This is a genomic window from Paenibacillus sp. MAH-35, from assembly GCF_058135425.1.
Map to the genome: position 1 here is coordinate 253,735 of NZ_JBYUPU010000001.1, position 24,467 is coordinate 278,201.

General features: G+C 57.1%; 20 protein-coding genes. 15 read left to right on the top strand and 5 right to left on the bottom strand.

Annotated elements, in window-relative coordinates:
* Positions 1 to 85: 85 nt before the first annotated feature.
* Together sat and cysC are read left to right on the top strand one after the other, a co-directional pair.
* Complete coding sequence (gene sat / locus AC3Y2E_RS01005; protein WP_379206227.1) at positions 86 to 1,240, top strand: sulfate adenylyltransferase; 1,155 nt, start codon at positions 86 to 88, stop codon at positions 1,238 to 1,240.
* 55 nt (positions 1,241 to 1,295) lie between these two features.
* The gene (cysC, locus tag AC3Y2E_RS01010; RefSeq protein WP_379206229.1) at positions 1,296 to 1,928 is read left to right on the top strand and encodes an adenylyl-sulfate kinase; all 633 of its coding nucleotides are present in this window, start codon (positions 1,296 to 1,298) and stop codon (positions 1,926 to 1,928) included.
* A 128-nt stretch (positions 1,929 to 2,056) separates the two neighbouring features.
* Here the strand turns inward: cysC and AC3Y2E_RS01015 are convergent, their stop codons facing one another.
* Both AC3Y2E_RS01015 and AC3Y2E_RS01020 read right to left on the bottom strand, forming a co-directional pair.
* Positions 2,057 to 2,818, bottom strand: a complete 762-nt coding sequence (locus AC3Y2E_RS01015; protein WP_379206231.1) for a GT-D fold domain-containing glycosyltransferase — start codon at positions 2,816 to 2,818, stop codon at positions 2,057 to 2,059.
* A gap of 42 nt (positions 2,819 to 2,860) precedes the next feature.
* Complete coding sequence (locus tag AC3Y2E_RS01020) at positions 2,861 to 3,898, bottom strand: glycosyltransferase family 2 protein (protein ID WP_379206234.1); 1,038 nt, start codon at positions 3,896 to 3,898, stop codon at positions 2,861 to 2,863.
* A gap of 123 nt (positions 3,899 to 4,021) precedes the next feature.
* Here AC3Y2E_RS01020 and AC3Y2E_RS01025 point away from each other — a divergent pair, with 123 nt between their 5' ends.
* The 4 genes from AC3Y2E_RS01025 to AC3Y2E_RS01040 all read left to right on the top strand — a co-directional run bounded on the left by AC3Y2E_RS01025 (position 4,022) and on the right by AC3Y2E_RS01040 (position 6,040).
* Complete coding sequence (locus AC3Y2E_RS01025; protein WP_379206236.1) at positions 4,022 to 4,861, top strand: alpha-1,2-fucosyltransferase; 840 nt, start codon at positions 4,022 to 4,024, stop codon at positions 4,859 to 4,861.
* 155 nt (positions 4,862 to 5,016) lie between these two features.
* The gene (locus AC3Y2E_RS01030; RefSeq protein ID WP_190924428.1) at positions 5,017 to 5,304 is read left to right on the top strand and encodes a nucleoside-diphosphate sugar epimerase; all 288 of its coding nucleotides are present in this window, start codon (positions 5,017 to 5,019) and stop codon (positions 5,302 to 5,304) included.
* A gap of 68 nt (positions 5,305 to 5,372) precedes the next feature.
* Complete coding sequence (locus tag AC3Y2E_RS01035) at positions 5,373 to 5,705, top strand: alpha-helical endospore appendage domain-containing protein (RefSeq protein WP_190924430.1); 333 nt, start codon at positions 5,373 to 5,375, stop codon at positions 5,703 to 5,705.
* On the top strand, positions 5,702 to 6,040 hold the full coding sequence (locus AC3Y2E_RS01040; RefSeq protein ID WP_379206239.1) for a hypothetical protein: 339 nt from the start codon (positions 5,702 to 5,704) through the stop codon (positions 6,038 to 6,040). The genes AC3Y2E_RS01035 and AC3Y2E_RS01040 overlap by 4 nt, the downstream gene beginning before the upstream one ends.
* Positions 6,041 to 6,175: 135 nt before the next feature.
* On the opposite strand, the gene AC3Y2E_RS01045 is transcribed toward AC3Y2E_RS01040, so the two are convergent.
* Both AC3Y2E_RS01045 and AC3Y2E_RS01050 read right to left on the bottom strand, forming a co-directional pair.
* On the bottom strand, positions 6,176 to 8,320 hold the full coding sequence (locus AC3Y2E_RS01045) for a methyl-accepting chemotaxis protein (RefSeq protein WP_379206242.1): 2,145 nt from the start codon (positions 8,318 to 8,320) through the stop codon (positions 6,176 to 6,178).
* A gap of 281 nt (positions 8,321 to 8,601) precedes the next feature.
* Positions 8,602 to 9,990, bottom strand: a complete 1,389-nt coding sequence (locus tag AC3Y2E_RS01050; protein WP_379206245.1) for an extracellular solute-binding protein — start codon at positions 9,988 to 9,990, stop codon at positions 8,602 to 8,604.
* A gap of 294 nt (positions 9,991 to 10,284) precedes the next feature.
* Here AC3Y2E_RS01050 and AC3Y2E_RS01055 point away from each other — a divergent pair, with 294 nt between their 5' ends.
* The 8 genes from AC3Y2E_RS01055 (at position 10,285) to AC3Y2E_RS01090 (ending at position 19,869) form a co-directional block, all read left to right on the top strand.
* Positions 10,285 to 11,154: a sugar phosphate isomerase/epimerase family protein gene (locus tag AC3Y2E_RS01055; RefSeq protein ID WP_379206247.1), complete on the top strand. Its 870-nt coding sequence runs from the start codon at positions 10,285 to 10,287 to the stop codon at positions 11,152 to 11,154.
* A 66-nt stretch (positions 11,155 to 11,220) separates the two neighbouring features.
* Positions 11,221 to 12,252: a Gfo/Idh/MocA family protein gene (locus AC3Y2E_RS01060; RefSeq protein WP_379206249.1), complete on the top strand. Its 1,032-nt coding sequence runs from the start codon at positions 11,221 to 11,223 to the stop codon at positions 12,250 to 12,252.
* Complete coding sequence (locus AC3Y2E_RS01065; RefSeq protein WP_379206251.1) at positions 12,249 to 13,559, top strand: neutral/alkaline non-lysosomal ceramidase N-terminal domain-containing protein; 1,311 nt, start codon at positions 12,249 to 12,251, stop codon at positions 13,557 to 13,559. Before AC3Y2E_RS01060 ends, AC3Y2E_RS01065 begins: the two co-directional genes overlap by 4 nt.
* Before the next feature lies 1 nt (position 13,560).
* Complete coding sequence (locus AC3Y2E_RS01070; RefSeq protein ID WP_190924442.1) at positions 13,561 to 14,334, top strand: glucosamine-6-phosphate deaminase; 774 nt, start codon at positions 13,561 to 13,563, stop codon at positions 14,332 to 14,334.
* A gap of 5 nt (positions 14,335 to 14,339) precedes the next feature.
* Positions 14,340 to 15,527 (top strand): N-acetylglucosamine-6-phosphate deacetylase, encoded by a 1,188-nt coding sequence (locus AC3Y2E_RS01075; RefSeq protein ID WP_379206254.1) that lies wholly within the window; start codon positions 14,340 to 14,342, stop codon positions 15,525 to 15,527.
* Positions 15,524 to 16,375, top strand: coding sequence for a sugar phosphate isomerase/epimerase family protein (locus AC3Y2E_RS01080; RefSeq protein WP_379206256.1), 852 nt, complete (start codon positions 15,524 to 15,526; stop codon positions 16,373 to 16,375). The genes AC3Y2E_RS01075 and AC3Y2E_RS01080 overlap by 4 nt, the downstream gene beginning before the upstream one ends.
* Before the next feature lie 1,019 nt (positions 16,376 to 17,394).
* Positions 17,395 to 18,921: a DEAD/DEAH box helicase gene (locus AC3Y2E_RS01085; RefSeq protein WP_379206259.1), complete on the top strand. Its 1,527-nt coding sequence runs from the start codon at positions 17,395 to 17,397 to the stop codon at positions 18,919 to 18,921.
* Between the two features lie 405 nt (positions 18,922 to 19,326).
* Entirely contained in the window at positions 19,327 to 19,869 is a 543-nt protein-coding gene (locus AC3Y2E_RS01090; RefSeq protein ID WP_379206261.1) for a hypothetical protein, read from the top strand.
* Positions 19,870 to 20,246: 377 nt separating this feature from the next.
* Here AC3Y2E_RS01090 and AC3Y2E_RS01095 read toward each other — a convergent pair whose 3' ends face one another.
* Entirely contained in the window at positions 20,247 to 21,818 is a 1,572-nt protein-coding gene (locus AC3Y2E_RS01095) for an extracellular solute-binding protein (RefSeq protein WP_379206263.1), read from the bottom strand.
* A 241-nt stretch (positions 21,819 to 22,059) separates the two neighbouring features.
* Here AC3Y2E_RS01095 and AC3Y2E_RS01100 point away from each other — a divergent pair, with 241 nt between their 5' ends.
* Entirely contained in the window at positions 22,060 to 24,300 is a 2,241-nt protein-coding gene (locus AC3Y2E_RS01100) for a helix-turn-helix domain-containing protein (protein WP_379206265.1), read from the top strand.
* Positions 24,301 to 24,467 lie beyond the last annotated feature (167 nt).

A 24,467-nucleotide genomic window follows, 5' to 3' on the forward strand; every position in this document is an offset into this window, starting at 1 on the left:
TGAGAATCGTCCATATTCGGAAGGCGTAACGTGCATAGCATACTGGAGTGTACATTCTGATATCCGAACGATAAGGTGGAATACAATGGGAGCAATCAAGCCTCACGGCGGAATGCTGATCAACCGGGCGGCCAGCGGCCCTCATAGGGATGAGCTGCTGCAGCTCGCGGAGTTCGGGAAAAAAATTTACGTAAAAGCGCGGACGATCTCGGATATCGAATGTATCGGGATCGGGGCGTTTTCCCCGTTGACCGGATTTCTCGGACAGGACGATTACGACTCGGTGCTGCACCGGATGAAGCTTGCCGACGGCACGGTGTGGACGCTGCCCGTTACTCTGGCGGTGCCCGAAGCAGACGCGGCGCGGCTGGCGGCCGGGGAACGGGTCGCGCTGATCGGCGAACAGGACGGTATTGTATACGCGGTGTTAACGGTGGCGAGCATCTATACGGCGAACCTGCTGGAGGAAGCGCGCTGCGTCTATAAAACCGGCGACCCGGCGCATCCGGGCGTCCGGCAGCTGCTGTCCGGTCCAGCCGTCTATATCGGAGGGCCGATCGAGATGGTGAACCGCCCCGCCAGCCGATACCCGGATTGCTGCTATACGCCGGCCGAGACCCGCAAGTGGTTTGCAGACCAAGGCTGGAGTACGATCGTCGGGTTTCAGACGAGAAATCCGGTTCACCGGGCGCACGAATATATTCAGAAATGCGCGATGGAAACCGTGGACGGCCTGTTCCTCAACCCGCTTGTCGGGGAGACGAAGCCGGATGACATTCCCGCTGATGTCCGCATGCGCAGCTATCGGGCGCTGCTGAAAAATTATTACCCGGGCGGGCGTGTCATGCTCGGCGTGTTTCCCGCCGCGATGCGTTATGCCGGCCCGCGGGAAGCGGTATTTCATGCGCTCGTGCGAAAAAACTTCGGCTGCACCCATTTCATCGTAGGCAGGGATCACGCCGGTGTGGGCGACTATTACGGCACGTACGAAGCCCAGCATATTTTCCGGAATTTTACCAGGGAGGAGCTTGGCATTGTGCCGTTGTTTTTCGAGCACAGCTTTTTTTGCACGCGGTGCGGCAATATGGCGACAAGCAAAACTTGTCCGCACGATCCGGCGTTTCATCTGCACTTGTCGGGGACGAAAGTTCGCGCCATGCTGAAGGACGGGATCTGCCCGCCAGCGGAATTTTCCAGACCGGAGGTCGCGAAGATTTTGATCGAAGGCATGAGTACATGAGTGCATGTGTACATGAGCAAGCAACCGAAACGGCTTGGAGACGGAGGTGAACGAGATGAACACGGCTGCCGAACATATCGTCTGGCACACGCCCCGGATATCGCGAAGCGACCGCTGCGAGCTTAACGGACACCGGAGCTGCGTCTTATGGCTGACCGGGTACTCCGGATCGGGGAAATCTACGCTGGCCTTTGAGCTGGAGAGGCGTTTGTTCGACCTGAACTGCCGTTCGTACGTACTGGACGGGGACAATATCCGGCACGGCCTGAATCGCAACCTCGGGTTCAGCGCGGAGGACCGGAAAGAAAATATTCGCCGCATATCGGAGGTGGCGAAGCTGTTTACAGACGCAGGTCATATCGCGATTACGGCGTTTATTTCCCCGTACCGGGAAGACCGCAGGTTGGCGCGTTCGTTGTTCGCGGAAGGCGATTTTATCGAAGTGTACGTCAAATGCCCGATCGACGAATGCGAGAAGCGCGACCCGAAAGGATTGTACAAAAAAGCAAGAGCCGGAGAAATCCGTGACTTCACCGGTATCTCTGCTCCGTATGAGCCTCCGGTCCGCCCGGAAATAACGATTGAAACCGACAAGCTTACGCCGGATGAATCCGTGGAGCGGGTGCTTCGTTATTTGCAGGCGAACCGGTATATGAGCGAAAGCCCTGCGACAGGCCGGCCGGAATGACCACAGCCGGTCTTATAGGGGAAGTACGGCGGGCGGGTGCAGCGGCGGAACCGGGGATGTAAGGTCCTGAGGACCGCCGCAGTCACCCTGTCCTCAGACGCAGCGGGAAGCAGGCGGCGCGAGCCGTGTTACTGGAGCATATTCTTGTTCGCCCGGTCGGAGGAATGCTCGAGTCCCGCCTTGCGCTCTACGATAAACATCAGCGATTTGCCGAAGTCGAGAGCGACCTTGCCGGTCTGATCGGCGATCCGCGGGCATAATACGACCGCATTCACTCCGCACGACACGAGGGCGACGTCGAACTGATCCTGCTTTTTCAATACGGTTGCAAGGACGTCATCCATCTGGTTGTAGTGGGTAAATTCGATCGTAAACGGGACGTTCAGGTCGTACGGGCGCCGGGTCACGATTTTTTTCACTTTATCCGCCCAAGAGCTGATCAGCAGCACCCTTTTTCCTTTTAACAACTTCCAGAACTTTGATTTTTGCGCAAAGACGCGGTTGACGAACGTATGGCACACTTCCTTCGGTTCAATCTTCAGCTGCCGGAACGTCTCTTCGGTAAGCGGCCGCTTCAGATGCTGAGGAGCCCGGATCGGGTCGTCCCGCCAAAACGGAATGCCGACAAGATCGGCCCGGTTGATCGCCTCGGCCATCTCGTCGCGAAGCTTCAGGTTCGGCAGCGTAACGCCTTTTTGCCCTTTGTTCGCGAGCCTGGCCCATTCGATCTTCAGCACCTCCTCCACCGTCATTACCGAATCCTGGGCCAGCACGACATTTTCGCCGTCGCCGACCCTCACGAGCGAGAACGGCTTTTGGTGCTCCAGCGCGTCTTTAATCTTCGAGATGGCTTGCCTTACGGTCAAAAATTGGTCATCCGGCACCGGCATTCGTGTCGTCCCTCCTGTGTCGCAATGGGCAAGTTAAGGCTCTCACCGCTGCTTGCGCTGCATGTCGTACAAATAGATTCCGTCGCCGGTCATGTTCTGCAGCACGTTGTCCTCCAGCGGAATCATGGAGCTGCCGAACGTGGCGAGCACTTTGTAGTTCAGCTGCCGTGTCGTCAGCACGAATCTGCTGTAGGCGTCTTTGCTTTTAGTTCCCCATAAATCGACGGATAAGTTCGTCCGGACGGGCTCTTTGAACTGTTTGCCCAGACCGGTATATTCGTAAAAAGCGTCATACACGACCCCCGAATCGTCGAGCGGGCATAACGCGAAAGTCCGTTCTCCGCAGTACGATAAAGTGACCTGGTACCGCTGGGTAGGCTTCTTGACATGAATCCCGGGGTCGGCGAAGTTCGTGCTGTGCGAGATGTACGGATAAACGAAATATTTGTTCTGCTCGATCATGTATTTATAAAAGTATTTTTTCCAGGAACGGGACCATTTCCTGACGTTCGGAGGAATATGATGGTCGTCGGAGCGAATGTCCAGGTTGTCCCCGTCGCCGTACCAGGCGGCAAACGAAGCCCATTGCTCCGGTGTCCACAGTTGCCCCCAGGAGGACGGAAACTGGCCGAAAAACACATCGTGCCGGGACTGCAAAGGCTCGAACGCCGACTTGGCGGTTTCGTTGTAGCGCGGAGAATACAGCGAGATTCCGGCGATTCTCGGATCGTCACGGTAATAGCTGCACGCTTGACCGGCATAACTGTAAAAAAACGGCGAAACGAATATGTCGTCTTCCAGCAGAATGATCGGGCCGTATCGCCGGGTCAGCTCTCCGCAGGCGAGAATATGCCGCTTGAGGCCCAGCTCCTGCTCCTGATAAATAACCGTTTTCGGACCGTGCTTCCATTGAAATTGGTCGGCCAGCTCCCGCACGTCCTTGTTGGAGGAGCCTCTGTCGATGCTGATGATCAGCCTTGGCGAAAGGTCTTCATACTGAGCTTTCGACAATGCCTGAAGACACCGGGCCAACGATTGCTTGCGGTTAAACGCCGCGACTACGATGGTTGCTTTCTCCATGCCGATGTTCACCTCCGCCCGTTTAATAGAATATTCTGAATCAGTCCGGCCGGTTACCTGCCGGCTTCCGATTTGCCCCGGCCGAAGGAAAATCAACTGCCGCCCATCGGGAGGTGAGGACTTATGCTAACGCCACGGCCCGTCGTCGCTATGGCAAACCTCGGCACGAGGGGGCGCTTCGGGAATAAACTGTTCCAATACGCGTTTCTCAAACTGTATGCGAAACGGTTCGGGCTCCGGACGGAAACGTCCGATTGGATCGGCCGTTACCTGTTCGGGCATAACGATCCTTTCATCAGCCGTGCCTGGCCTATCGTCGCGGAGCAGGAACAGACCCGACTGGCTCAACTGCTGTCCGCGCCGAAGCCGAGATTTGTGAACGTTAATTTCGAAGGTTATTTTCAATTCGATACCCAGCATTTTGCCCCATACCGCCCGTATTTTCAGTCGTTGTTCCAGCCCGTACCGCCGATCCGGAAGGAGCTGCAGACAGGGCTGGAGCGGCTTAAGGAGAAGGGAAGGACGATCGTCGGGGTTCATATAAGAAGGGGCGATTATTACCGGTACCGGAAAAAGGAGAAAAATCGCGTGTTTTTCATAGCGCCGTCCAACTGGTATGTCAGATGGCTGCGAAGCGTCTGGGGCAGATTGGACCGGCCGGTTCTGTTTTTGGCGAGCGACAGCTTGCCCGAAGTGATCGCGGATTTCGCCGAGTTCGATCCGGTCGTATCGGCCGGATTATACGAGAAGCCGTTTCCGGAGGCGGACTATTACCCGGATTTTTACTTGCTGTCCCATTGCCACCTGACGGCCATATCCAACAGCACGTTTTCGTTTGCCGCATCGATGCTGAATTCGGACGGAAGACTGTTCGTCCGTCCGGATAACGACGTTAAGGCGCTGGTCCGGTACGATCCGTGGGCGAGCCCGCCGCTGCTGCATTACAAAAGAAGCTACTATTGAGTCAATCCCGGACCCGTGAGACAGATAGACGGTTCTGAGGCAATTGCCCGGGTGCCCGATCGGGTTCGCCCGGCCCGAAGCGGCCGGATGTGCACCAACCCCCGGGTCCGATCATAAAATAAGAGGAAGAAAGTCACGGTCAGGGAGGTGTTCGGGTGGATCAGGAAGTAACGTCCATCATTGCCCATATGGCCAAGTCGCACAGCGAAATGGCCCGTATGCTGGAAGCGAAGCGGCAGTCGATATTCAATATGGCCCATGTCGTGACGGCGCTGCCGAATGAAACGATTCAATTTCAGGGGGCGGATATGATCGCGTCGAATTCGATCGATCTGACGAAAAGCGTTACCGCCTATTTGAACAGCCTGGCTGATTTGGCGGACGCGATCGGCGATCATCTGGAGCTGGTTGTGAAGGAAATGACCCCGCAGGAAGAAGAGTAGGGGACGTATCAGACGAACCGGACAATCCGGACGATCCGCAGCCTTGCAGTCGGGAAGGAGGGAGAAGGGTGGAACGAGCAGAGTCGTTTTTGCGGATGCTGCAGGCGTCGGCTAAAATGCAGCACGACATCTCGCTTATATTGGAAGCGAAAGCCAACGAAGCGGAGAAGTCCCGGGATTGGATATGCGTCCATCTCAACCATAAATGTTATGAAAGCCATGAGGACCAGCTCAAGAAACCGCTCGACATGCATGAGCAGTTCGTGGAGCTGATCGACGGGCTGACCAAGATGGAGAACGCCCTGGCCAAAAACTTGAAGGTCGTCTTGAATAAAAAAGAAGACAGCTCTTTTGGCGATATGGGCGGTCTGTTCGGCGGACTGGGAGATACGCTGGAATGAGCTGGCTGGAGCGGCAGAGGGAGATGAAGCTCGACATATTGGAGTCGCTTGCCCGCAGCCAGCGGGCGATGGCGCGTATTATCGAAACGGTGGCCGACGCCGATACCGGCGCTTCCGGCGACGATAAGGCGGAGCGGAGGCTGATCAAAAGCATCGAGGCGATCAGCGGGTATCAACAAGCGATTATGGAGAAGATGCTCGGCATTACGATCGGCGAAGTGAAACGGTCGTCTCCGTCGGCTCCCTGGACGAATGAGGAGCTGGGAGTAGCCCGGTTCGAAACGCAGACGGAGGGGGAAACTGCCCCCACATCCGGTTCCGGCTTCAAAAAGTGATGCTCGCGATCCGCCCGCCCGATTTCAAACGTACCGGAAACCGAAAGACGCCCCCATCCCCGGGATCAAAGGGATGGAGGCGTCTTGTTGTCCGGAGGGGCCGCGCCGGTTGTCCGGTCCGGCCCCTATTGACAGTCAGATCGAGAACTTGCTGAGCGATTCCTTCAGCGAATCGGACAACTCCTCGAGCTTGTCCGACAACCGGACGAGCCCGCCGCTGATGCTAAGCTGTTCGGTGCTGAGGGAAGCGACCTCCTGCGAAGTGGCCGACGATTGCTCGGCTACCGCGCTGACGTTGCTCATCGCGTCGGACAGCACGACCTGCGAATTTTTCAGCTCCTGTACGGACAGGGTGACTTCCTGCAGCTTGGCGGCGAAGCCGTCCATCTGCTGCTGCACCTGTTTGAAGATTCCGTCGGCGTCCTTAACCGAAGCGATCTGCTCCTGGAAGATCGGATAAGCTTCGGACAGAACATCGACCGTCTCCTTCATCTCGGTCTGAATCCGTTCGGTAATTTGCGCGACGACGTCGATCGATTGCTTCGACTGGTCGGCAAGCTTGCGGATCTCGTCGGCGACGACCATGAAGCCTTTGCCGGCTGCTCCCGCTCTTGCGGCTTCGATCGTGGCGTTCAGCGACAAAATGTTCGTCTGCTTCGTAATGTTGTTAAGCATTTCCAATATTTTGCGGATCGAGCTTGTGCTCTCTTGAAGCTTCTCGACCTTGTCGGCCATCGAGCGGATCATATCTTCCGTCGTGCCGGTTTTCGTAATGAGCTCCGTCATATACGAAGTTCCTTTGCGGCTCGCCTGCTGCACTTCCGCCGCTGCCGCTTCCATGAGAACGTTGGCGTCGACGACGTGTCCGACTTTCTGGCTGATGCTGCCGGTCAAGTCGCTGCCCCGTTCGGCCTCGACGGCGAGTGAGGAGGCGCCGCTTGCGATTTCCTCGGTGGCCACGGCGATTTCCTTCGCGGCCTGCTCGGTTTTCTTCGATGCGTCGGACAGCTCGGCCGCCGTACCCAGCACCTCCTTCGCGGAGATGTTCGTGCGGGAGACGAGACTCGTAATCTGCTCCATCATCTGGTTGAAGCTGACCGACAGCTGGCCGATCTCGTCCTGCCTGCCGGTATTTTTGGTGCGGACGGTCAGGTTGCCGCTTGCGCCTTCCATCATCAGGTTGCGGATGGCGACGATCGGGCGGGCGATCAGCCGGATGACGACATAACCGACGAAGATGGCGAGCAGTGCGGCTATGATGACCATAATCACAGTAATTTTGGAGATTTGCTCGGCGTCCTTGACGAGTTCGCCTACGGGAACGGCTCCTACGACATACCAGCCCGATTTCGAGATCGGATCGTAAACGGCCAAGTAATGCTTGTCTTCAATCTCGGTATCGAAAGTACCGGACGTGACCTGGGTCGAATCGATGCGGGCGGCCAGATCGACGCGGTAGGCGGCTTCGATATCTTCCGATTTCTCGGAGTAGATGATCTTGTTATCTTTGCCGACGATCCGGATCTCGCTTCCTTCGCCGATCGAGACGGTGCCGAGCGCGTCTTTCAAGGCGCTGGTCTTCACTTCCAGAATCAGAATGCCTTCGATCGTGCTGGACTTGATGTTGCGGAGTACGCGGGCTACGGCGAACGTGTTGGCCGATGCGGCGTAGCCGGCTTTGCTGGTGCCGAGGAACGTGATCCGGCCGTCCCCGTTTTTGATCTCCTGGAACCAAGGCGTCGTATAGACGTCGTCTTTCAGGGTTGTAATCGTGCGGTATGTATCGGTTACGTCGGGAGCATACGGGACGATATGGACGTCGGCCAGCTTCGAATTGGACAACACGTAACTTTTGAGCCGGTTGTTGACCGCTTGGCCGGTTTGCAGCTTATCGAAATTGGACAGCGTCTTGTCTTTGTACTTTATCATATTGTCAGAGACGACTTCGTCCGACATGATCTGAACCGTTATGTTCTCCAGGCTTTCCAGCAGGAAGTCGACCTTGTCGGTCGCCTGGACGATCGTCTCATGCGAAGCGTCCGCCACTTTGTCTTTAATGACGCCCTTCGATATTTGGTAGGATAAAATACCCACTACAAGAACCATGGAAACGATGCTGGCGAAGAAGATGAGAAACAATCTGACGCCTAACGATTTAACCGGATTTTTCATTTTGTACGTTCTGCCCGTGCTCTGGATGTCGGCAGAGGACATGCCGCTTCTCGCCTTGTTCCAGAAATTCGACAAATGCGAGAGCAATTTCGACAATGTTCCCTTCATAAAATCCCACCTTCGCTATTTTCGTCAATGTTCGCAATAGTTGCATAGTCCTGTATTCGACATGGGAGCGCGTACTCCTTTTCCGATTGTCAAATATTATAAAGAAAATGTCCTACATATGGCCGGGAAGGGGGGACCAGGGACGGGCGGATATTGGAAAAGGATGGGGGAAGATGAGACCTAAGGCTGGGCGGAACGCGAGAAATTGCGGTGGAAACCTAAAAAAGCTTCCGGAACCGGAAGCTTGGGATTGTCGAATTGCGTTGTCGAATAGATGCCGATTAAGTCGCTCCGGACAAAATGCCGATGATCCGGTCGGCGAGCGGCTCCGCCTGCTCCAATCCGGCCCAGAACAGCTCCATTTCCCCGCTGAGGTCGTCCAGCCGATGGGAATCGGCGAACAGCTCGTGCAGAAAATAGCCGTTCTCGATATGGCGGCCCGTAATGTTCAGCGATTCGAGATGACGCTCGTTCCAGACGGCCGCATTAACATCCGGCAGGCAGGACATAAAGCCGGTATCGCGGGCAAGCTCGGTCTGCAGCCCGGGGTCCAGGGCGATCCGCAAAAACTCCAGCGCCAGTTCCGGATCGTCACTATCCTTGTGAATCATAAAAGCGTTGGCGACGAGCAGGGTCGATTTGACCGGACCGAAGGGCAGCGGCGCCACTTTGGCCTCGAACGTCATACCTTCGCTCCGCCAGCCCGCGATCTCGATCGAGGTCGTAAGCACCATAGCCGCTTTCTCACGAAGAAAGGCGTGGAGATTGATTTTGGAGCGGTACGGCTGATACAGCGTGGCGATCCGCTTGCGGTGCAAAACGTCGCGGAACAGCTTCAGCGTCTCGACGATGCTCTCACGGCTGGTCGTAGCGTCGAACTTCACGCCATTTTGCAAGGCGACGACCGGCCAGCGGCTCGGGAACGAAGAGAGCGACAACCCGTACAGATCGGTAACGCCGTCCCCGTCTTCGTCTCTCGTGAGCTGGCCGGCCGCTTCGATCAGCTGTTCCCGGCTCCAGCCGGGATACGGCTCCTGCACGCCGAACCGGCGGAACAGCCGGGGGTTGTACGCCAGGTATACCGGCGAGAACGTAACGGGAAGGGCGCGGAGGACGCCTTCGTGACGAAACGGTTCGACGATTCGGGGGTAGAAGCCGTCCAGCAGGTCGGGCAGCTTGTCTCCCAGATCGATAAACGGATCGAGCCGGTCCGACTCCGCGAAGCTGCGGTCGGTTACCAGCACCAGATCCGGACGGACGCCGAGCTCGGCTCCGGTTCTTTGCCAGTCCCAGAAGTTGAAGCTCGGGAAATGAAGCAGCTTCACATCAATTTGCGGATACCGGGCCTGGAACGCTTCGATGATCGTGCCCAGGCAGTTATCCACATAATGGGAAGGGGAAGTGGCCAGGATGCGCAGCGTGCGCTTCTCTCCGGGGGACGGGACGAAATCGGGCGAGACGATCGTGCCTTGTCCAACCTTTTTGACGATCAGCCCTTCCTTGTGAAGTTGCTCCAGCGATTTGCGCACCGAAGTGCGGCTCATGCCGTAATATTTGCACAGTTCGTTCTCCGACAGCAGGAACTGGCCCGGCTTGATATATCCGGATACGATTTGCTCTCTCAGCATGTTGGCCAGCCGGGAATAGCGGAATTCGTTGTCGCGTCTCATAGGAATCTTCCGTTCTGCTTAGTTTCATTTATTATAACGAATAATTGGAACGGGGAGAAGCTTTCTACGAGGCTGGCTTGCGACTTCATTATTCTGTTGACGTCATCTGCTAGATACAACTATAATACAGGTGCGATCGGGAAGCTGAACGAAAAAAAAGTATAACCGAATCGTAAGAAAGATCAACACATCACGCCCTAACCTTGGTATAGTTATAGTTGGAAAGGTGCGGTTCGCTGCAGGCAAACAAACGTTCGTAGCGTTTCGCGCTGAAATCGAAAGGGGAGAACGGTTTTGGTATTGGAACGGTTAGGCATATTGACAGATGAAGTGTATCCGGATAATTTCTCCAAATCGCTCGATTGGATCGTGGAGCAAGGCTTGAAGTATATCGAGGTGCGGGTCGTGGACGGCGTAAATATCGCGAACATGACGGACGAGCAGGTTGCGGCGGTACGCAGCCAGATCGAGGCCAGAGGGCTGACGGTTACGGCGATCGCGTCCCCGCTCTACAAATGCGCGCTCGATCCGACCCGTCCGGTAGCGTCCGGCGACGTGTTCGGGCAAGCGGAGGAAAGCGTGGAAGCGCATCACGAGAAGCTTCGCCGCGTCATCGCGATCGCCAAGCAGCTCGGAGCAGGCAGCATCCGCATTTTCTCTTTCTGGAGAGAGAACGAGCCGGAGCTTTATTTCGACGACATTGTCGCTCATATGAAAAAAGCGGCGGCTGTGGCCGAGAAGGAAGGCATCATGCTGCTTCAGGAAAATGAGCCTTCCTGCAACGGCGGATTTGCCGAGGAAGTAGCGAAGATCGTACGTGCGGTTGACTCTCCGGCGATGAAGGTGCTGTGGGACCCGGGCAACGAAGCGTATGGCGGCAGACCGGCGTTTCCGGAAGGTTACGGGCTCGTTAAAGACGTTCTTGCACACGTTCACATTAAAGACGCCTACGTTCTTCCGGACGGAACTTCCCGCTGCGTGCCGGTCGGCTCCGGCAACGTTCCGTTCATCGCACAGCTGCGCGCGCTGGCCGAGGACGGCTATACGGGCATGTTCACGATCGAGACGCATTACTTGCCGGAAGGCGGCACGAAGGCGGCCGGCTCCCGGATGACGCTGGAAGCGCTTCGCGTGCTTGTGAACGAAGCTTTCCCGGTGAAATAAACCCATATCCATGGGGGACACGGATTCGTTTGATACTATTTGAACTATCGTATAGGAGGGTATCGGGTGAAAACTTGGGGATTCGGCATTATCGGAACCGGTTCGATTGCAGATTTTCATGCGGCGGCTATTAAGGAGATCGGCAGAGGCAGGCTGGTTGCCGTGGCGAACCGGACGGAAGCCCGGGCGAAAGCGTTCGCGGAGAAAGAAAACTGCGGCTATGCCACGGACTACAAAGAGCTGCTCGCCAATCCGGACATCGATATCGTCTGCGTAACGACCTCGAGCGGCAGTCATGCGGCTATCGGGCTCGACGTATTAAACGCGGGCAAACATCTGGTCGTGGAGAAGCCGATTGCAATGAATACGAAGGAATCGCTGGAGCTGATCCGCACCGCGGAGCAAAAAGGCGTGACAATCTCCGTCATCTCCCAGCGGCGCTTCGAGAAGCAGCACGTGGCGGTGCGCGAAGTGTTGGACAGCGGCGCGCTCGGGAAGCTGCTGCTCGTGGAAGTATCGCTTCCGTTTTATCGTACGCAGGCTTATTACGACAGTGCCGACTGGCGCGGAACGATCGACCAGGACGGCGGCGCCCTCATGAACCAGGGCATTCACTCGATCGATCTGCTTCTCTGGTTCGGCGGAGCGGTGGAGACCGTTTATGGCAAAACGGCGACCCAGACTCATACGATGGAAGCCGAGGATATCGGGCTTGCGCTCATCACGTTCAAGAACGGGGCGTTCGGTACGATCATGGCTTCGACCAGCATCCAGCCGGGCTTCGCAGCCGCGCTGAACCTGTATGGCGAAAAAGGCTCGATCAAGCTGGAGGGCTCTGCGATCACCCATTGGACCGTACCGGGCGTCGAGCAGCCGGACCTCGGGGAAAATACGAATTATGGAGGCGTGTCCGATCCCCGCAGCATTTCGCACGTCAATCACCGAATCCAGTTGGAGAACGTCATCGATGCGATCGAATCGGGCAAGGAGCTGTACCTGAAAGGGATCGACGGCTTGCGCGCGGTTCAACTGGTCGAGGGGATTTACGAATCGTCCAAGTCCGGTGCGCCGATCCGACTGGAAGAGGTGTCGGGATGAGCGAAGGCACGGGTACGGAAGGTCGGCTTCTTCTAGGAACGGCGAAGATCGACATTACCCCGGCATCGCCGATACCGCTGGCCGGTTACGGCCACCGGAAGGGGCCGTACGCCGGCATCAACCGCAGGCTGTTTGCGAGAATGAACGTATTCGAGCAGACGGAAGGCGGCGAGACGCGCCGGGTGCTGATCGGGATGGGCGACATTATATGGTGGCCCGGGGAGCGGATGGACCCTATCCGTGAAACGTTGGAGAGCAAGTTCGGCATCCGGCCGTCCGACGTCATTTTGAGCGCCCAGCACACGCACGGAGGACCTCAGACGAGCGCAAGCTTCTGCGACATTCTCGGGCTGACGGACGACGATTATTTGACTTATTTGGAGCGGCAGCTGTTCGCCGCGGTCGAGACCGCGATTGCGAATCTCGAGCCGGTAACGGCCGAACAGGGCAAGGGAGAAAGCTATATCGGCATTAACCGGCGCAAGATGGCCGGAGACAAGATGACGATGGCGCCGAATCCGGATGGGCTGTATGATTCCGAAGTAAATGTGGTCCGTTTCCGCAAAGACGACGGGGGGACCAAAGCGGTATTTATCCATTATACGTGCCATCCGACGACAACCGGGGACAACTTCATCAATTCGGACTACCCGGGGGTTGCCGCGGAACGTCTGGAAGCGACGCTCGGCTGCGGAGCGGTCGTATCGTTTCTGCAGGGCTGTGCCGGCAATATCCGCCCGGCGCTGCACCGGGACGGCAAGTTTTACAGCGGGCACGACGAAGAGGTGATGCGGTTCGGCCGCAGCTTGGCCGACGAGGTCGAGCGCGTGCTGGACGGTCCGATGAAGACGCTTGATCAGGCGCCCTTATCGGGCAGCCGTGTAGTAGTGGAGCTGCCGTTCCAGCCGCTGCCATCGGAGGCGGAGTTGGACGAGGCAGCCGGGAAAGGCGGTCATATGCAGCAGTGGGCCGAGAAGCTGCGTTGCCACCCGGAGAAACTGCGGCCGTATATCCCGTTCCAGGTGAACCGGATCGCGCTGGCCCAAGGACTCGCTTACCTCGCCATGGACGGCGAAGTCGTGCTGGAATACGGAGCGTATGCGAAGCAGCTAAGCGGCGGCGAAACGCTGGCGATGGGGTACAGCAACGGCATGGTCGGATATGTGCCTACAGCGTCGCAAGTGGCCGAAGGCGGCTACGAAGGGAAAGATTCTTTCGTCTACTTTGCTTTGCCGGCTGCGTTTGATCCGGAGCTGGAGTCCATCATCAAGAATGCAATCCAACAATTGATTCGAAAGGAAGATTGACATGGGCTTGCAGCCACAACCCGTTAAGGCGGAAACGGTAGATCATTTGAAAGTGAACGTATATGCGAACCGGCAGGATCTCGGGATGTCGGCCGGCCGCGCGGCGGCGGCGAGAATCAAGGAGCTGCTCGGCAAAAAAGCGGGCATCCGGATGATATTTGCGGCGGCTCCGTCGCAAAACGAGTTTCTCGATACGCTTGCCGCCGATCCGGAGATCGACTGGTCGCGCATTACGGCGTTCCATATGGACGAATATATCGGGCTTCCGAATGATGCCCCCCAGAAGTTCAGCCGTTTTCTGTGCGAGCGCTTGTTCGATAAAGTGAAGCCGGGCACGGTGCATCTGATCGACAGCTCGAGCTCGATCGAAGCGGAATGCAAACGTTACGGCGATCTGATCCGCGAAGCGCCGATCGACATCGTCTGCCTCGGCATCGGCGAGAACGGCCATATCGCGTTTAACGATCCTCCGGTCGCTGACTTTAACGATCCACATGTTATTAAAGCGGTGGAGCTGGACGACGCCTGCCGCCAGCAGCAAGTGAACGACGGCTGCTTCCCGTCGTTCGGCGACGTGCCGACTCATGCGCTGACGCTGACGATTCCGACGATGATGTCGGGTTCCTATCTGTACTGCATGGTGCCGGGACCGACGAAGCGCAACGCCGTTGTGCGGACGCTCAGCGGCGATATTTCCACGGAATGCCCGTCAACGGTGCTGCGGAGACATCCGGAGTGCACGTTGTACGTAGACCGCGATTCTTACGGAGAGTGATTAATATGACTACTGCGATAGGGGAAAGCGCAATAATCGAAGGGATTCATTATTCGAGCGGGCAGCCGGTCCGGATTACAGTCCGCGATGGAGTTATCACCGGTCTCGAGCCTTTCGCGCCGGCCAACCCGGCTGCTCTGCCGCACGTTGGTCCGGGGCTTGTCGATTTGCAAATCAACGGCTACTTCGGTGACGATTTCAATACGCTGCCTTTCTCGACCGAGCTGGTTACGAAAGTAAGCCGGGCCTTATGGCAGGAAGGCGTCACCGCCTATTATCCGACGATCATTACGAACTCGCCGGAAGCGATCGAGGAAGCGGTCGGCATGATCGCGCGGGCGTGCGACAACGATTCGCATACGAACCGGATGGTCGCGGGCATTCATGTCGAAGGTCCGTTCATCTCGCCGGAGGACGGTGCGAGAGGCGCGCACGGGCTGGAGTACGTACGCGCTCCCGAGTGGGAGATGTTCGAACGGTGGCAGCGCGCCGCAGGCGGACGGATCAAAATATTGACGCTCTCTCCGGAATGGCCGGAAAGCGCGGAATTCATCGCCAAGTGCAGCGCCAGCGGAGTGACGGTCTCGATCGGCCACACGTCGGCGACGCCGGAGCAGATCCGCGAAGCGGTCCGCGCGGGAGCGCGGATGTCGACGCATCTCGGCAACGGCTCGCATCTGATGCTGCCGCGCCACCCGAACTATATCTGGGAGCAGCTCGCGGAAGACGACTTGTGGACTTGCGTGATCGCCGACGGTTTCCATTTGCCGGAAGCGGTATTGAAAGTCGTCTTCAAGACGAAGGGCCGGCAGGCGATGCTGGTCAGCGACGCCGTCTATTTGTCCGGCATGCCGGCCGGGGAATATATGACTCACGTCGGCGGCAAAGTCGTCAAGACGGAGGAAGGCCGGCTCCATACGGCGCATAACCCGAAAATATTGGCCGGATCAGCGCAAATGCTGCTGTGGGGCATCGAGCATGTGCTCAAAAACGGTTTGGCCAGCCTGGCGGATGTCTGGGATATGTCTTCGGTCATACCAGGGCAGTTCATGAAGCTGCCGTCCGGCGCGGGACTCGCCGTCGGGGCGCCGGCCGATCTCGTGCTGTTCGAACGGAACGAATCGAGCGTCCGGCTGCTGCAAACGTACAAGGACGGAGAGCTCGTATACCGATTGGAGGAGCAGACGAAATGAAATTCGCGGCATTCAGCGGCGTTTTAATCGATCATAGTATCCAGGAAGCGCTCCAACTGACGAAAAAGCTCGGCTTCGACGGCCTCGAAATCGCTGCGCGGGAGCCGCATCTGTCGGCTTCGACCAGCGCTCAGCGGATCAAGGAAATTCGCAGCGTAGCTGACGGGCTCGGACTGGAAATTCCCGTGCTCGCCGGGTATATGGGCAGCTTCTCTACAGCAAGCGATAAAGAGTCCGAGCAGGCGTTCACCGATTTTCAGCGTATTCTCGAGGCGTCCTTGACGCTCGGATCAACGATGATCCGCGTCGTGGCGGGCGGCCCGAACGCTTTTCTGGCGCAGGATTATCATTACGCCAAATCCGCCTACTGGCTCCGGAAGTGTGCGGTGGAAGCGAAGAAGCACGAGCGGAAAATCGTGCTGGAAATCCACAACATTTCGCTGGCGGAGACGGTCGAATCCAGTCTGCGCCTGGTTCATCTGGTCGGGGAAGACAACGTCGGCCTTATCCACGACGCGGGCAATATGTACATTACCGATACCGACTACGGACGCGACTCCGTCATCGGCCTCGGCGACCGGATGTTCCACGTCCACGTTAAGGACGAGAAGCGGGTGGATGCAACCGGAACGCCCGGTACGTTCGTCAACTTGACGAAGCACGGCCAGGAGAAGTTTTTGCAATGCCGCCTGGGTGAAGGGGAAGCCGACCATCAGCCGTTGTTCGACGCGCTGAAGGAGACCGGATACGCCGGCTGGGTAACGCTGGAATGTCACGCACCGTTCCCGGCTTACGAGCGGCTCGAGCATGATCTGGCAAAAGTGAAGCAAATGATGGGGCTCGCCTAAGTCAGGCAGCCGCTTGCTAGAGAGCACGGGGAGAGGAAGGCTTGCGCATGGCGCAGGGCAGCCTCTCTCCGTGTTTTTGATTGTTACACCAGAAAGTTTAAGTTTGCTAAAGTGATAAAGCTTCAAAGCGTTGCTTCAAACAAAGCAGAATGCGAGTTTCTGTACCAAGTATAGCAACCGCTTACGCAGGGTCATGCATCGTGGCAAAGGCTTCGTTTAAAAGCTTTTCTTATTGTTGAAGGGGGTTTAACGATGCTGGAGCGTTAAAGTGGCGCTTCGCTCCTAACGGGGAGAGGAGGACCACTGAATAAGAGCGGTTTGTGAGGCTGTCGATTCAATGTGGACAACCAAGTGGAAAGGGAAAAGATTACCTTCTTGCGAGTTTTGTCTGGAATCCCCTACCTTACAATCCTTATGAAATCAAGGGATTCCGGACAACCTGTCTGAGCAGAAGAAGGTAACTTTTCACTTGGAACGGCCTTTTTAACACTTCTACACAATGAATCGACAGCCTCGTTAGCAGCTGCTAATCTCCGCGAAACGGGTGCAGCTCCCCCTTGTTGGCTGAAATAAGGGGTGCAAACCGCCTCTATATTGTCTCTATCAGCCCAATATGCCGAACATAGGGTACCAAAGACTCTTATTATGTTATTGCCCGCACGTGTCAGACGGGTTTGGCGAAGGCGACACTACCTGCTCGCAGAAAGACATTTATGGGCCGCATTTGAAGCATGCTGTTTCGACAACCCCCCTTTACATAACACGATTTCAACTAACGGCTGGAGCGAAGGCAGCGGTCCCCCCTCCCATGCACAAACGTGTGGGTTAAGTAGCTTTAAGTAGACCGTGTAAAGAATCGATACTAAATGTTCCCTGGCGGTTTTTCTCGCCCCCCAGCGGACATCGATGCGGAACCTGGACCGGTGCGGACTTGATTCAAATTTCGGATTTGGGACAGGCGGCGACATATGGTATAGTTTGAGGATACGAATGATTACCGGAAATGAGGGAATACCGCAATGAAATCGACGTTCGAATCGCTTGGCATCCGTCAAACCATTGTCGAAACGTTAGCCAGGTACGGCATAGTCGAGCCGTCGCCGATCCAGGAGGAGGCGATCCCCGCCGCTCTGGAAGGACGCGACCTGTTCGGGCAATCGCAGACGGGAACCGGCAAAACGCTCGCTTATTTGCTGCCGATCCTAGAGAGGATCGACGCATCGAACAAAGATCTGCAGGCGGTCGTGCTGGCGCCTACGAGGGAACTCGGCGTACAGATCGCGGCGGAGATCGAGAAGTACGGAGCGCCGGAAGGAATTCGCAGCTTGGCACTGATCGGCGGCGCCGCCATCAATCGTCAGATCGACCGGCTGAAGCAGCACCCGCATATCGTCGTCGGCACGCCGGGACGGGTCGCCGAGCTGATCCGGCTGCGGAAAGTGAAGATGCATCTGGTCCGGACGATCGTCATCGACGAAGCGGATCAGATGTTCGCGCTCGGCGGGGCGAAGGAAGCCGAGGAAGTGGTCGATCGTGCGATGCGCGACCGGCAGTTGCTGTTTTTCTCCGCGACGCTTCCCGCCGAGGTGCGCCGGATGGCCGGCAAATGGATGCGGGAGCCGCTGGAGCTGAATATCGACCCGGAACAGCGGACGGCTGGCGGGATCGAGCATATTGTCTTCGTCTGTCAGGAACGCGACAAGGTCGATACGCTGCGCAGGCTGGTCCGGCTGTACGATCCGAAATCGTCGCTGGCGTTCGTCAACGACCTGGACATCATTGCCGAAGTCGCCGCCAAGCTGCAGCATGCGGGACTGTCGGCGGACGCCCTGTACGGCGACGCCCCCAAGCAGGAGAGGACGACACTGCTGGCCAAGTTCCGAACCGGAAAGCTGCGCACGCTGGTCGCGACCGATGTCGCCGCCAGAGGGCTTGATATCGAAGGGTTGACGCATGTCTTCCACCTTCAGCCTGCGCTGGATGCCGATCATTACGTGCATAGAGCGGGACGTACCGGACGGATGGGACGCAGCGGATGGTCCGTCTCGATCGTTACGGAGCAGGAAATGTTCATTATCCGCAAGTTCGAAAAGCAGCTTGGCATCGTCATCCGGCAGAAGGCGATGTACAAGGGCAAAGTGGTCGAGCCTCACGAGGTTCGCAGCGGCGCCGAACGGACAGGGACGAAGGAGCGGGCGTCCGGAGGACGGAGCCGTGGGGCGGGCGATGAGGCCCGCGTATCCGAGAACCGTCCCGGCGGAAAAACGGAGAAAAGCGAGCCTGCAGCCGGGCGGACTTCCGGCGTCGCTCAGCCGGAATCTGCCGTTGTACGGAAGTCTCCGGCGGAAGGAGCGTCGCTTCGTTCTACGACCGGCGGGTTTCGCTCGCTTGGCGCGGCCAGCCTGCGGAACGAACGGGAGAGGTCCGCAGCGCCGAGACCGGCTGCTGCAGGTAAAGACCGGGCGAGCGACCGGCAGCGCGACAGCAAAAACAAAGGAGCCCCGCGCTGGCTGAAGGAGAAGAGGGACCGGGATCCGTCCACCTAAGGAGTATGTGCTGCGCAACGTGTATGGTTGCTCCCGGAAACGCCGCGACTGCTCTCTGAGTTAACATTGTAAGGAGCCTCGGCGACTGAATAAAGGTCTTTTGCGGCTCTTATTTTCCGGAAAAAGTCGATTCCCGTTTGTATAAGAGTGGTTGGAAGCTCTTAATTATGGCGATAGGCGCGGGATAACCATACTTTATGCGAAATAGAGGATACAATCATTCCTTATTTTTAAAAAATAAACGGTTTGGCCGGAAATAAGAGCTTCAGACCGCTCTTATTCTCCCCGGCTCAACCTTAGAAACTATAAGCCGATCCGAGAGCGAACCGGACGGTGACGGGGGATCATGCGGCAGTAGGCGGCGGACGGCGGACGTCAAACTGTCGGTTTTGGGAGTGGGAGAGTTTGGTTCGAAGATCGTTATTCATTATATTAGCCGTTCTGGTGCTGCTCGCAGCGGCGGCGGGCGCCGCGGTATGGTACGCGAAACCGCAGGAGAAGCTGGACTTGGCTTATCGCCCGTTATCGTTCGTAGATAAAGCGCTGGACATGCTCCAAAACCGGAAGCTTGAAGTCCGGCTCAACGAACAAGAGTTAAACGATCTATTGAAGAAAAAGCTGTCCGAGCAGCCGCAGCTCCGCCCGAACGTGACGATCGAAGGGGCCCGTTTCGAGCAGCGGGGCGACCGGCTGACCGCGCATGTCAACATCAGGACGGCCGCGAACGTCAAGGTCGGAGCCGCTCTCGATTTCGCGCTGGAATGGCGGTCTCCCGACCTGATCGTCCGCCATACCGCCACCCGTATCCGCGACTGGAGCGTGCCGTCCTCGTGGCTGCAGTTGGAGCCGATTGTCGTCCCGATCAGCGACGGGCTGCCCCCGCTGATCGCGATCAGGGAGATCCGGTTCGATCCGCAGGGCATTGTCGTAGCGCTCAAGCTGCCTTAATTCGCTACCGGAAGAGCGGTGCGCGAAAATACCCTCAGCCGGATAGGAGCTTGCGACAGACTGTATATATGTTCGGCAAACAAGGAGTGGTCCCAAAAGGATTCGCACCACACGGGAACGTCCCATGTTCCAAACAAAAGGACCTCAAAATCCACGGTAAAGTGGAGGCTGAGGTCCTTTTTCACAAGGACAATCGGATCTAGCGGGACTCCAAAAATCGCAGAATGACTTATGGGACGCCCTCTTGATGCCGGTGCAACACAGATAGAGTCGTGTGCCTTAAACTAGCATGGGATAGCCGAAACGCAGAACCGTAGAACCGCAAAACCGGCTTATAGTTTAAGGCACGACGACGCTGCACTGCCGGTACCGGATGCTTATTTCCCGAGACCCGCCGCCTTGATTTGCGCCGCATACGCTTCGAACAGCTTACTGCCGCTGTATTTGTTCATCAGCTCTTCGCGGTAGGCCGGCCAGTTTTTGCCCGACTTGTCTTCGAACACGGCTTTGGCCTGCAGCTCGCGCTGGCGTTTGCGGAACGCGGCCAGGTCGAACCCGGACGGAGGCGTCAGGCTGGTGCCGATATACGGAGCGGAAGGGATCGCGGCGAGCGTTTTGGCGATTTCTCGGTCGCGGTCGGTCTCTCTCGGATCGACTACGGTCAGACCGAATATATTCGGCGTGTTCGGGGTGAAGAAGTCCCAGATCGTCAGCCAGTCGCCTTTTTTCACGATCTCTTCCTGAATCACTTCCGGTTTGAGCGTAATCGTTTTGCCGTTTTTCGTATAATGTTTGTTCTCGACGCCGTAATGGGTGAGCAGGAACCCTTCCTCGCCGGCCAGCCAATCGAGAATCTCGGTGATCCGTTTTACTTTGTCCGGACTTTTCTCGACCACATTTTTGTGGAACAGGAACGGCGATCCCGGAGCGATGCCCGACTGCAGCGGCTTGTCGCCGAACGGCGTGAACGGCACCCAGTTGGCGTTTGGAAATATCGCCTTCGATTTGCTTTGCAGGCTTTGCGGGTTGGAGTCGTAAGCGAAATCTTTGGTCGCCCCCAAGACAACGCCGATTTTGCCTTGAGCGGCCTTATCGACATGCTGAGTCGTTTTGTTCAGGAACCAGTCCGGATCGACCAGTCCTTCCCCGATCACTTTCGAGATGTCCGTCAGGACGCCTTCCACGCGAGGATCGGTTTGCATATCTTTGAACTCGCCGTTTTCCAGGAAGCTGGCGAAGATGAGACCGTTCTTGTGATATTCCGGCCAGTCCAGCCCGATTCCGTCGCCCCCGGCGGACAAGGAGAAGCCGTACGTATCTTTTTTGCCGTTGCCGTCCGGATCGTTGTTCGTAAAAGCGCGCAGCACGTTTACGTATTCGTCGTACGTCTTCGGAACTTGCAGGTTCAATTTGTCCAGCCAGTCTTTGCGGATATACCAGGCGCGGTAAATCTCCTTGTTGTACGGAATGGGCGCGCGGACGAACTGGTTGTGCACCTGATACCGCTGAAGCGTCGTTTCATCGACCCAATATTTGAAATAGTTCGGCATCGCCTTCGGAGTAACGAATTTGCTAATATCGCCGAGCAAACCGTCCAGCGCGTACTTTTGGCCTCCGTCGCCGTTGGAGTCGCGCCACATATCGGGCGGATCGTTGGAGGTGAGGTAGGCGTTGATTTTACTGTTGTAATCCGCTCCCGGAGTCATATACTCCACTTGAAGCTTGACGTTAAACTTCTGCTCGATCGTCTTCTTGACGAAATCTTCCTGCTCGGAAGGAAGCTGTGCATTGTTCGTCCCGTCGATAAAGATACGAATCGGCATAGCGGGCGCTTGGCCTTCGGCATTTGGTCCGGCACCCGGCTTGGTCGTTTCTTCCTTGGAGCCGCAAGCGGCCAGGAGGCTGCCTGCCAGCACAATCGCCGTGCCTGCTTTCCATAATCGTTTCATGCCTCGTTCATCCCCTTTTCTTGGTCTCGTGTTGGTCCGTTACTTGCACCCTGATCGTACCCGGCGCCGGACCGCTTTGGAAATAGACGGTTTTTGCGGCATGAATCATTTTTGATGCGCTTCCGGTAAGGCTTGACGGGGGAACATGTATAGGAAATAATAACGGTATCTATCCGATTTGTAAATTGGTAAGCGGTTTCAAATATACGTACATTTTACGTCCGAAAGGGGCTGGATCGGGATGCGTAAAAACTGGTTTTACCGTTTGCTGTTTTCGTATATGCCCGTTTTTATCGCCGTGTGCGTCACGCTGCTGCTGATCACATTCGTCAGCGTCCGGCAGCTGTCCGACAAGTCCGCGATCAAATCGAACGAGGCTGTAGTGCGAAATGCGGTACAACTGATCGAGCAGTCGCTGCGGGCGATCGAAAACGCCATGTACGACACTGTATCGACGGATACGAGAGTGGCCGCTTTTTATGACGGCAGCGATCCGTCTTATGCAGGCGCCTACCCGGCCGCCTTGGCTCTTGGCAATTTGAAGTCCCGGATGCCGTTGGTGCATTCGTTATATTTGTACCGGCCCGAAGATCATACAGTATTAATGCCGACCAGTATTAGCAGGCTGGAGAGCTTTCCCGATCAGGCTTACCTCGAACGGGTCTATAACTCGGACCGCAGGTACACCTGGGGCGATCTGCGTCCGCTGGACGAGACGACGCTTGCAGGAAAGCGGGCGGACGTCGTCTCGCTGTCCAAAATATCCGATTTGCGGACGACCGGTCTTCTCGTCGCGAATATCGATGTATCGTCCTTGCAGACGTTGCTGTCCGATTCGACGGATACGTCTACGGGGTATTTGGAGATTACTGGTGCGGATGGCGCTGTGATCGCGTATACAAACGGTGCGGAAGCGCGTGCGGGCCAACAGGAGCGCAAGAAGCTCGTTACCGCCGAGATGCCCTACACCGGTTGGAAAATCGAGGGAGGCTTGCTGCAGCCGGGCATTTTCGGCTGGGTGTCGCAAGTGTTGTACGTATCGGTATCGCTCGGAGTGATCTGTGTGGCGTCCGGTCTGATCTGGATGATCTTCGTCACGAAGCGGCATTACCGGCCCGTGGAATCGCTGGTGAGGCAGATCAGCGTGTTTTCGGCCAAAAGATCGGCTATTTTGTCGCCGGCGCCCGGCAAGCGCGACGAGTTCCAGACGATCGGTCTGGCACTGGACAGTTTATGGGATCAGTCCAACCGGCTGAGCCGCGAAAATGAGGAGAACCGGCGTTTCAGGAAAACGTTTCTGTTCCGCCGCCTGGCGGAAGGGCGGACTGCTGCGGCGTCCCGGGAAGCGCTGCGCGAAGCGGAGCAGCTCGGCTTGTGGGCGGATGAGGGGATGGCGTCGGCCGTTGTCGTCGAGATCGACCGCTTTTTCGTGAACGTATGCCGCAATTATACCGATCCGGACAGGCAGCTGTTGAAGTATGCCCTGCAATCGGCTGCCGAAGAGACGGTGAGAGGAGCCGGCTTCCCGGTATGGACCGATTGGCTTGGGGAACACCGGCTGGGCATCATGATCGGGCATAGGGGCGACTCGGCAGCGGGCAGCCAGGCAGAGGTGCCGCTCGAGAGGCTGCGCAGCTGGGCGGAGGCGAGTCTGCCTTTCACAGTGACGATTGGCGTAGGAGCGGCCGCGTTGCGGATCGAGGAGATCTCGCGTTCTTTCCAGACGGCCAGCGAGGCGCTTGCGTATAAAGTACCGCTCGGCTTGAACCGGGTGATCCGGTTTCGCGATCTTCCCGAAGGCGGGCGACCGGAAATCGTGGCGGAGCTCCAGAGAATTAAGGAAATCAGCCGCGCGTTCCGGATGGGAGAGCCCGGATGGCGGGAGGAATGGTCGCTGCTGCTGGCTTCGATGCAAGGCAGCTCGCTTGGCGGCGAGCAGATCCGGCATTTGTTGTTCGTGCTGCTGTACCATGTGCAGAGGGAAATGATTGAGCTGCCGGCCGAGCTCCAGTCGGCGTGGCTGGCTGAAAGCGGGAAGCTTGAAGACGCGCTGAAGGAAGGGGAGACGCTCGGGGAAATCGATGCGGCGCTTACTGCCGTCTTCGACGCGGTCGGCGAGCGGCTGCTGCAGTGGCGCGAGTCCAGAAACAACCGGAACGTGCTGCAGGAGGTCAAAACGTACATCGACGCCAACTATGCCGATCCCGGCTTATCCCAGGCGATGCTGGGAGACGAATTCCGGCTTCATCCGACGTCAATCAGCAGGCTGTTCAAGGAAGAGTTCGGCGTCAAGTTTGTCGACTACGTCAACTCGGTCCGGATCGAGCAGGCGATGCGGCTGATGGAGCAGACGGAGCTGCCTGTGCAGGACATTGCCGAGAAGGTCGGGTTTGTACACAGCCAGACGTTTATTAAAATATTCAAGAAATGTACGGGATACACCCCCGGCGCTTACCGCAAGGAAAAGACCGGAGCCGGGTAACGGCTGCTCGTTTACATGCGGCGGATGTTGCAGCAGAGGGACTAACGGAGCCGGTAATATTTGTGAAGCGGGGGAGCCTGGGATCAGGGGATCAGGGGCAGGCTAACGCAGAGCGGGGAGCAGGCTCCTTCCAGTTGAAGCGGCCGGGGCTTGTTCCTTGTTGTTTG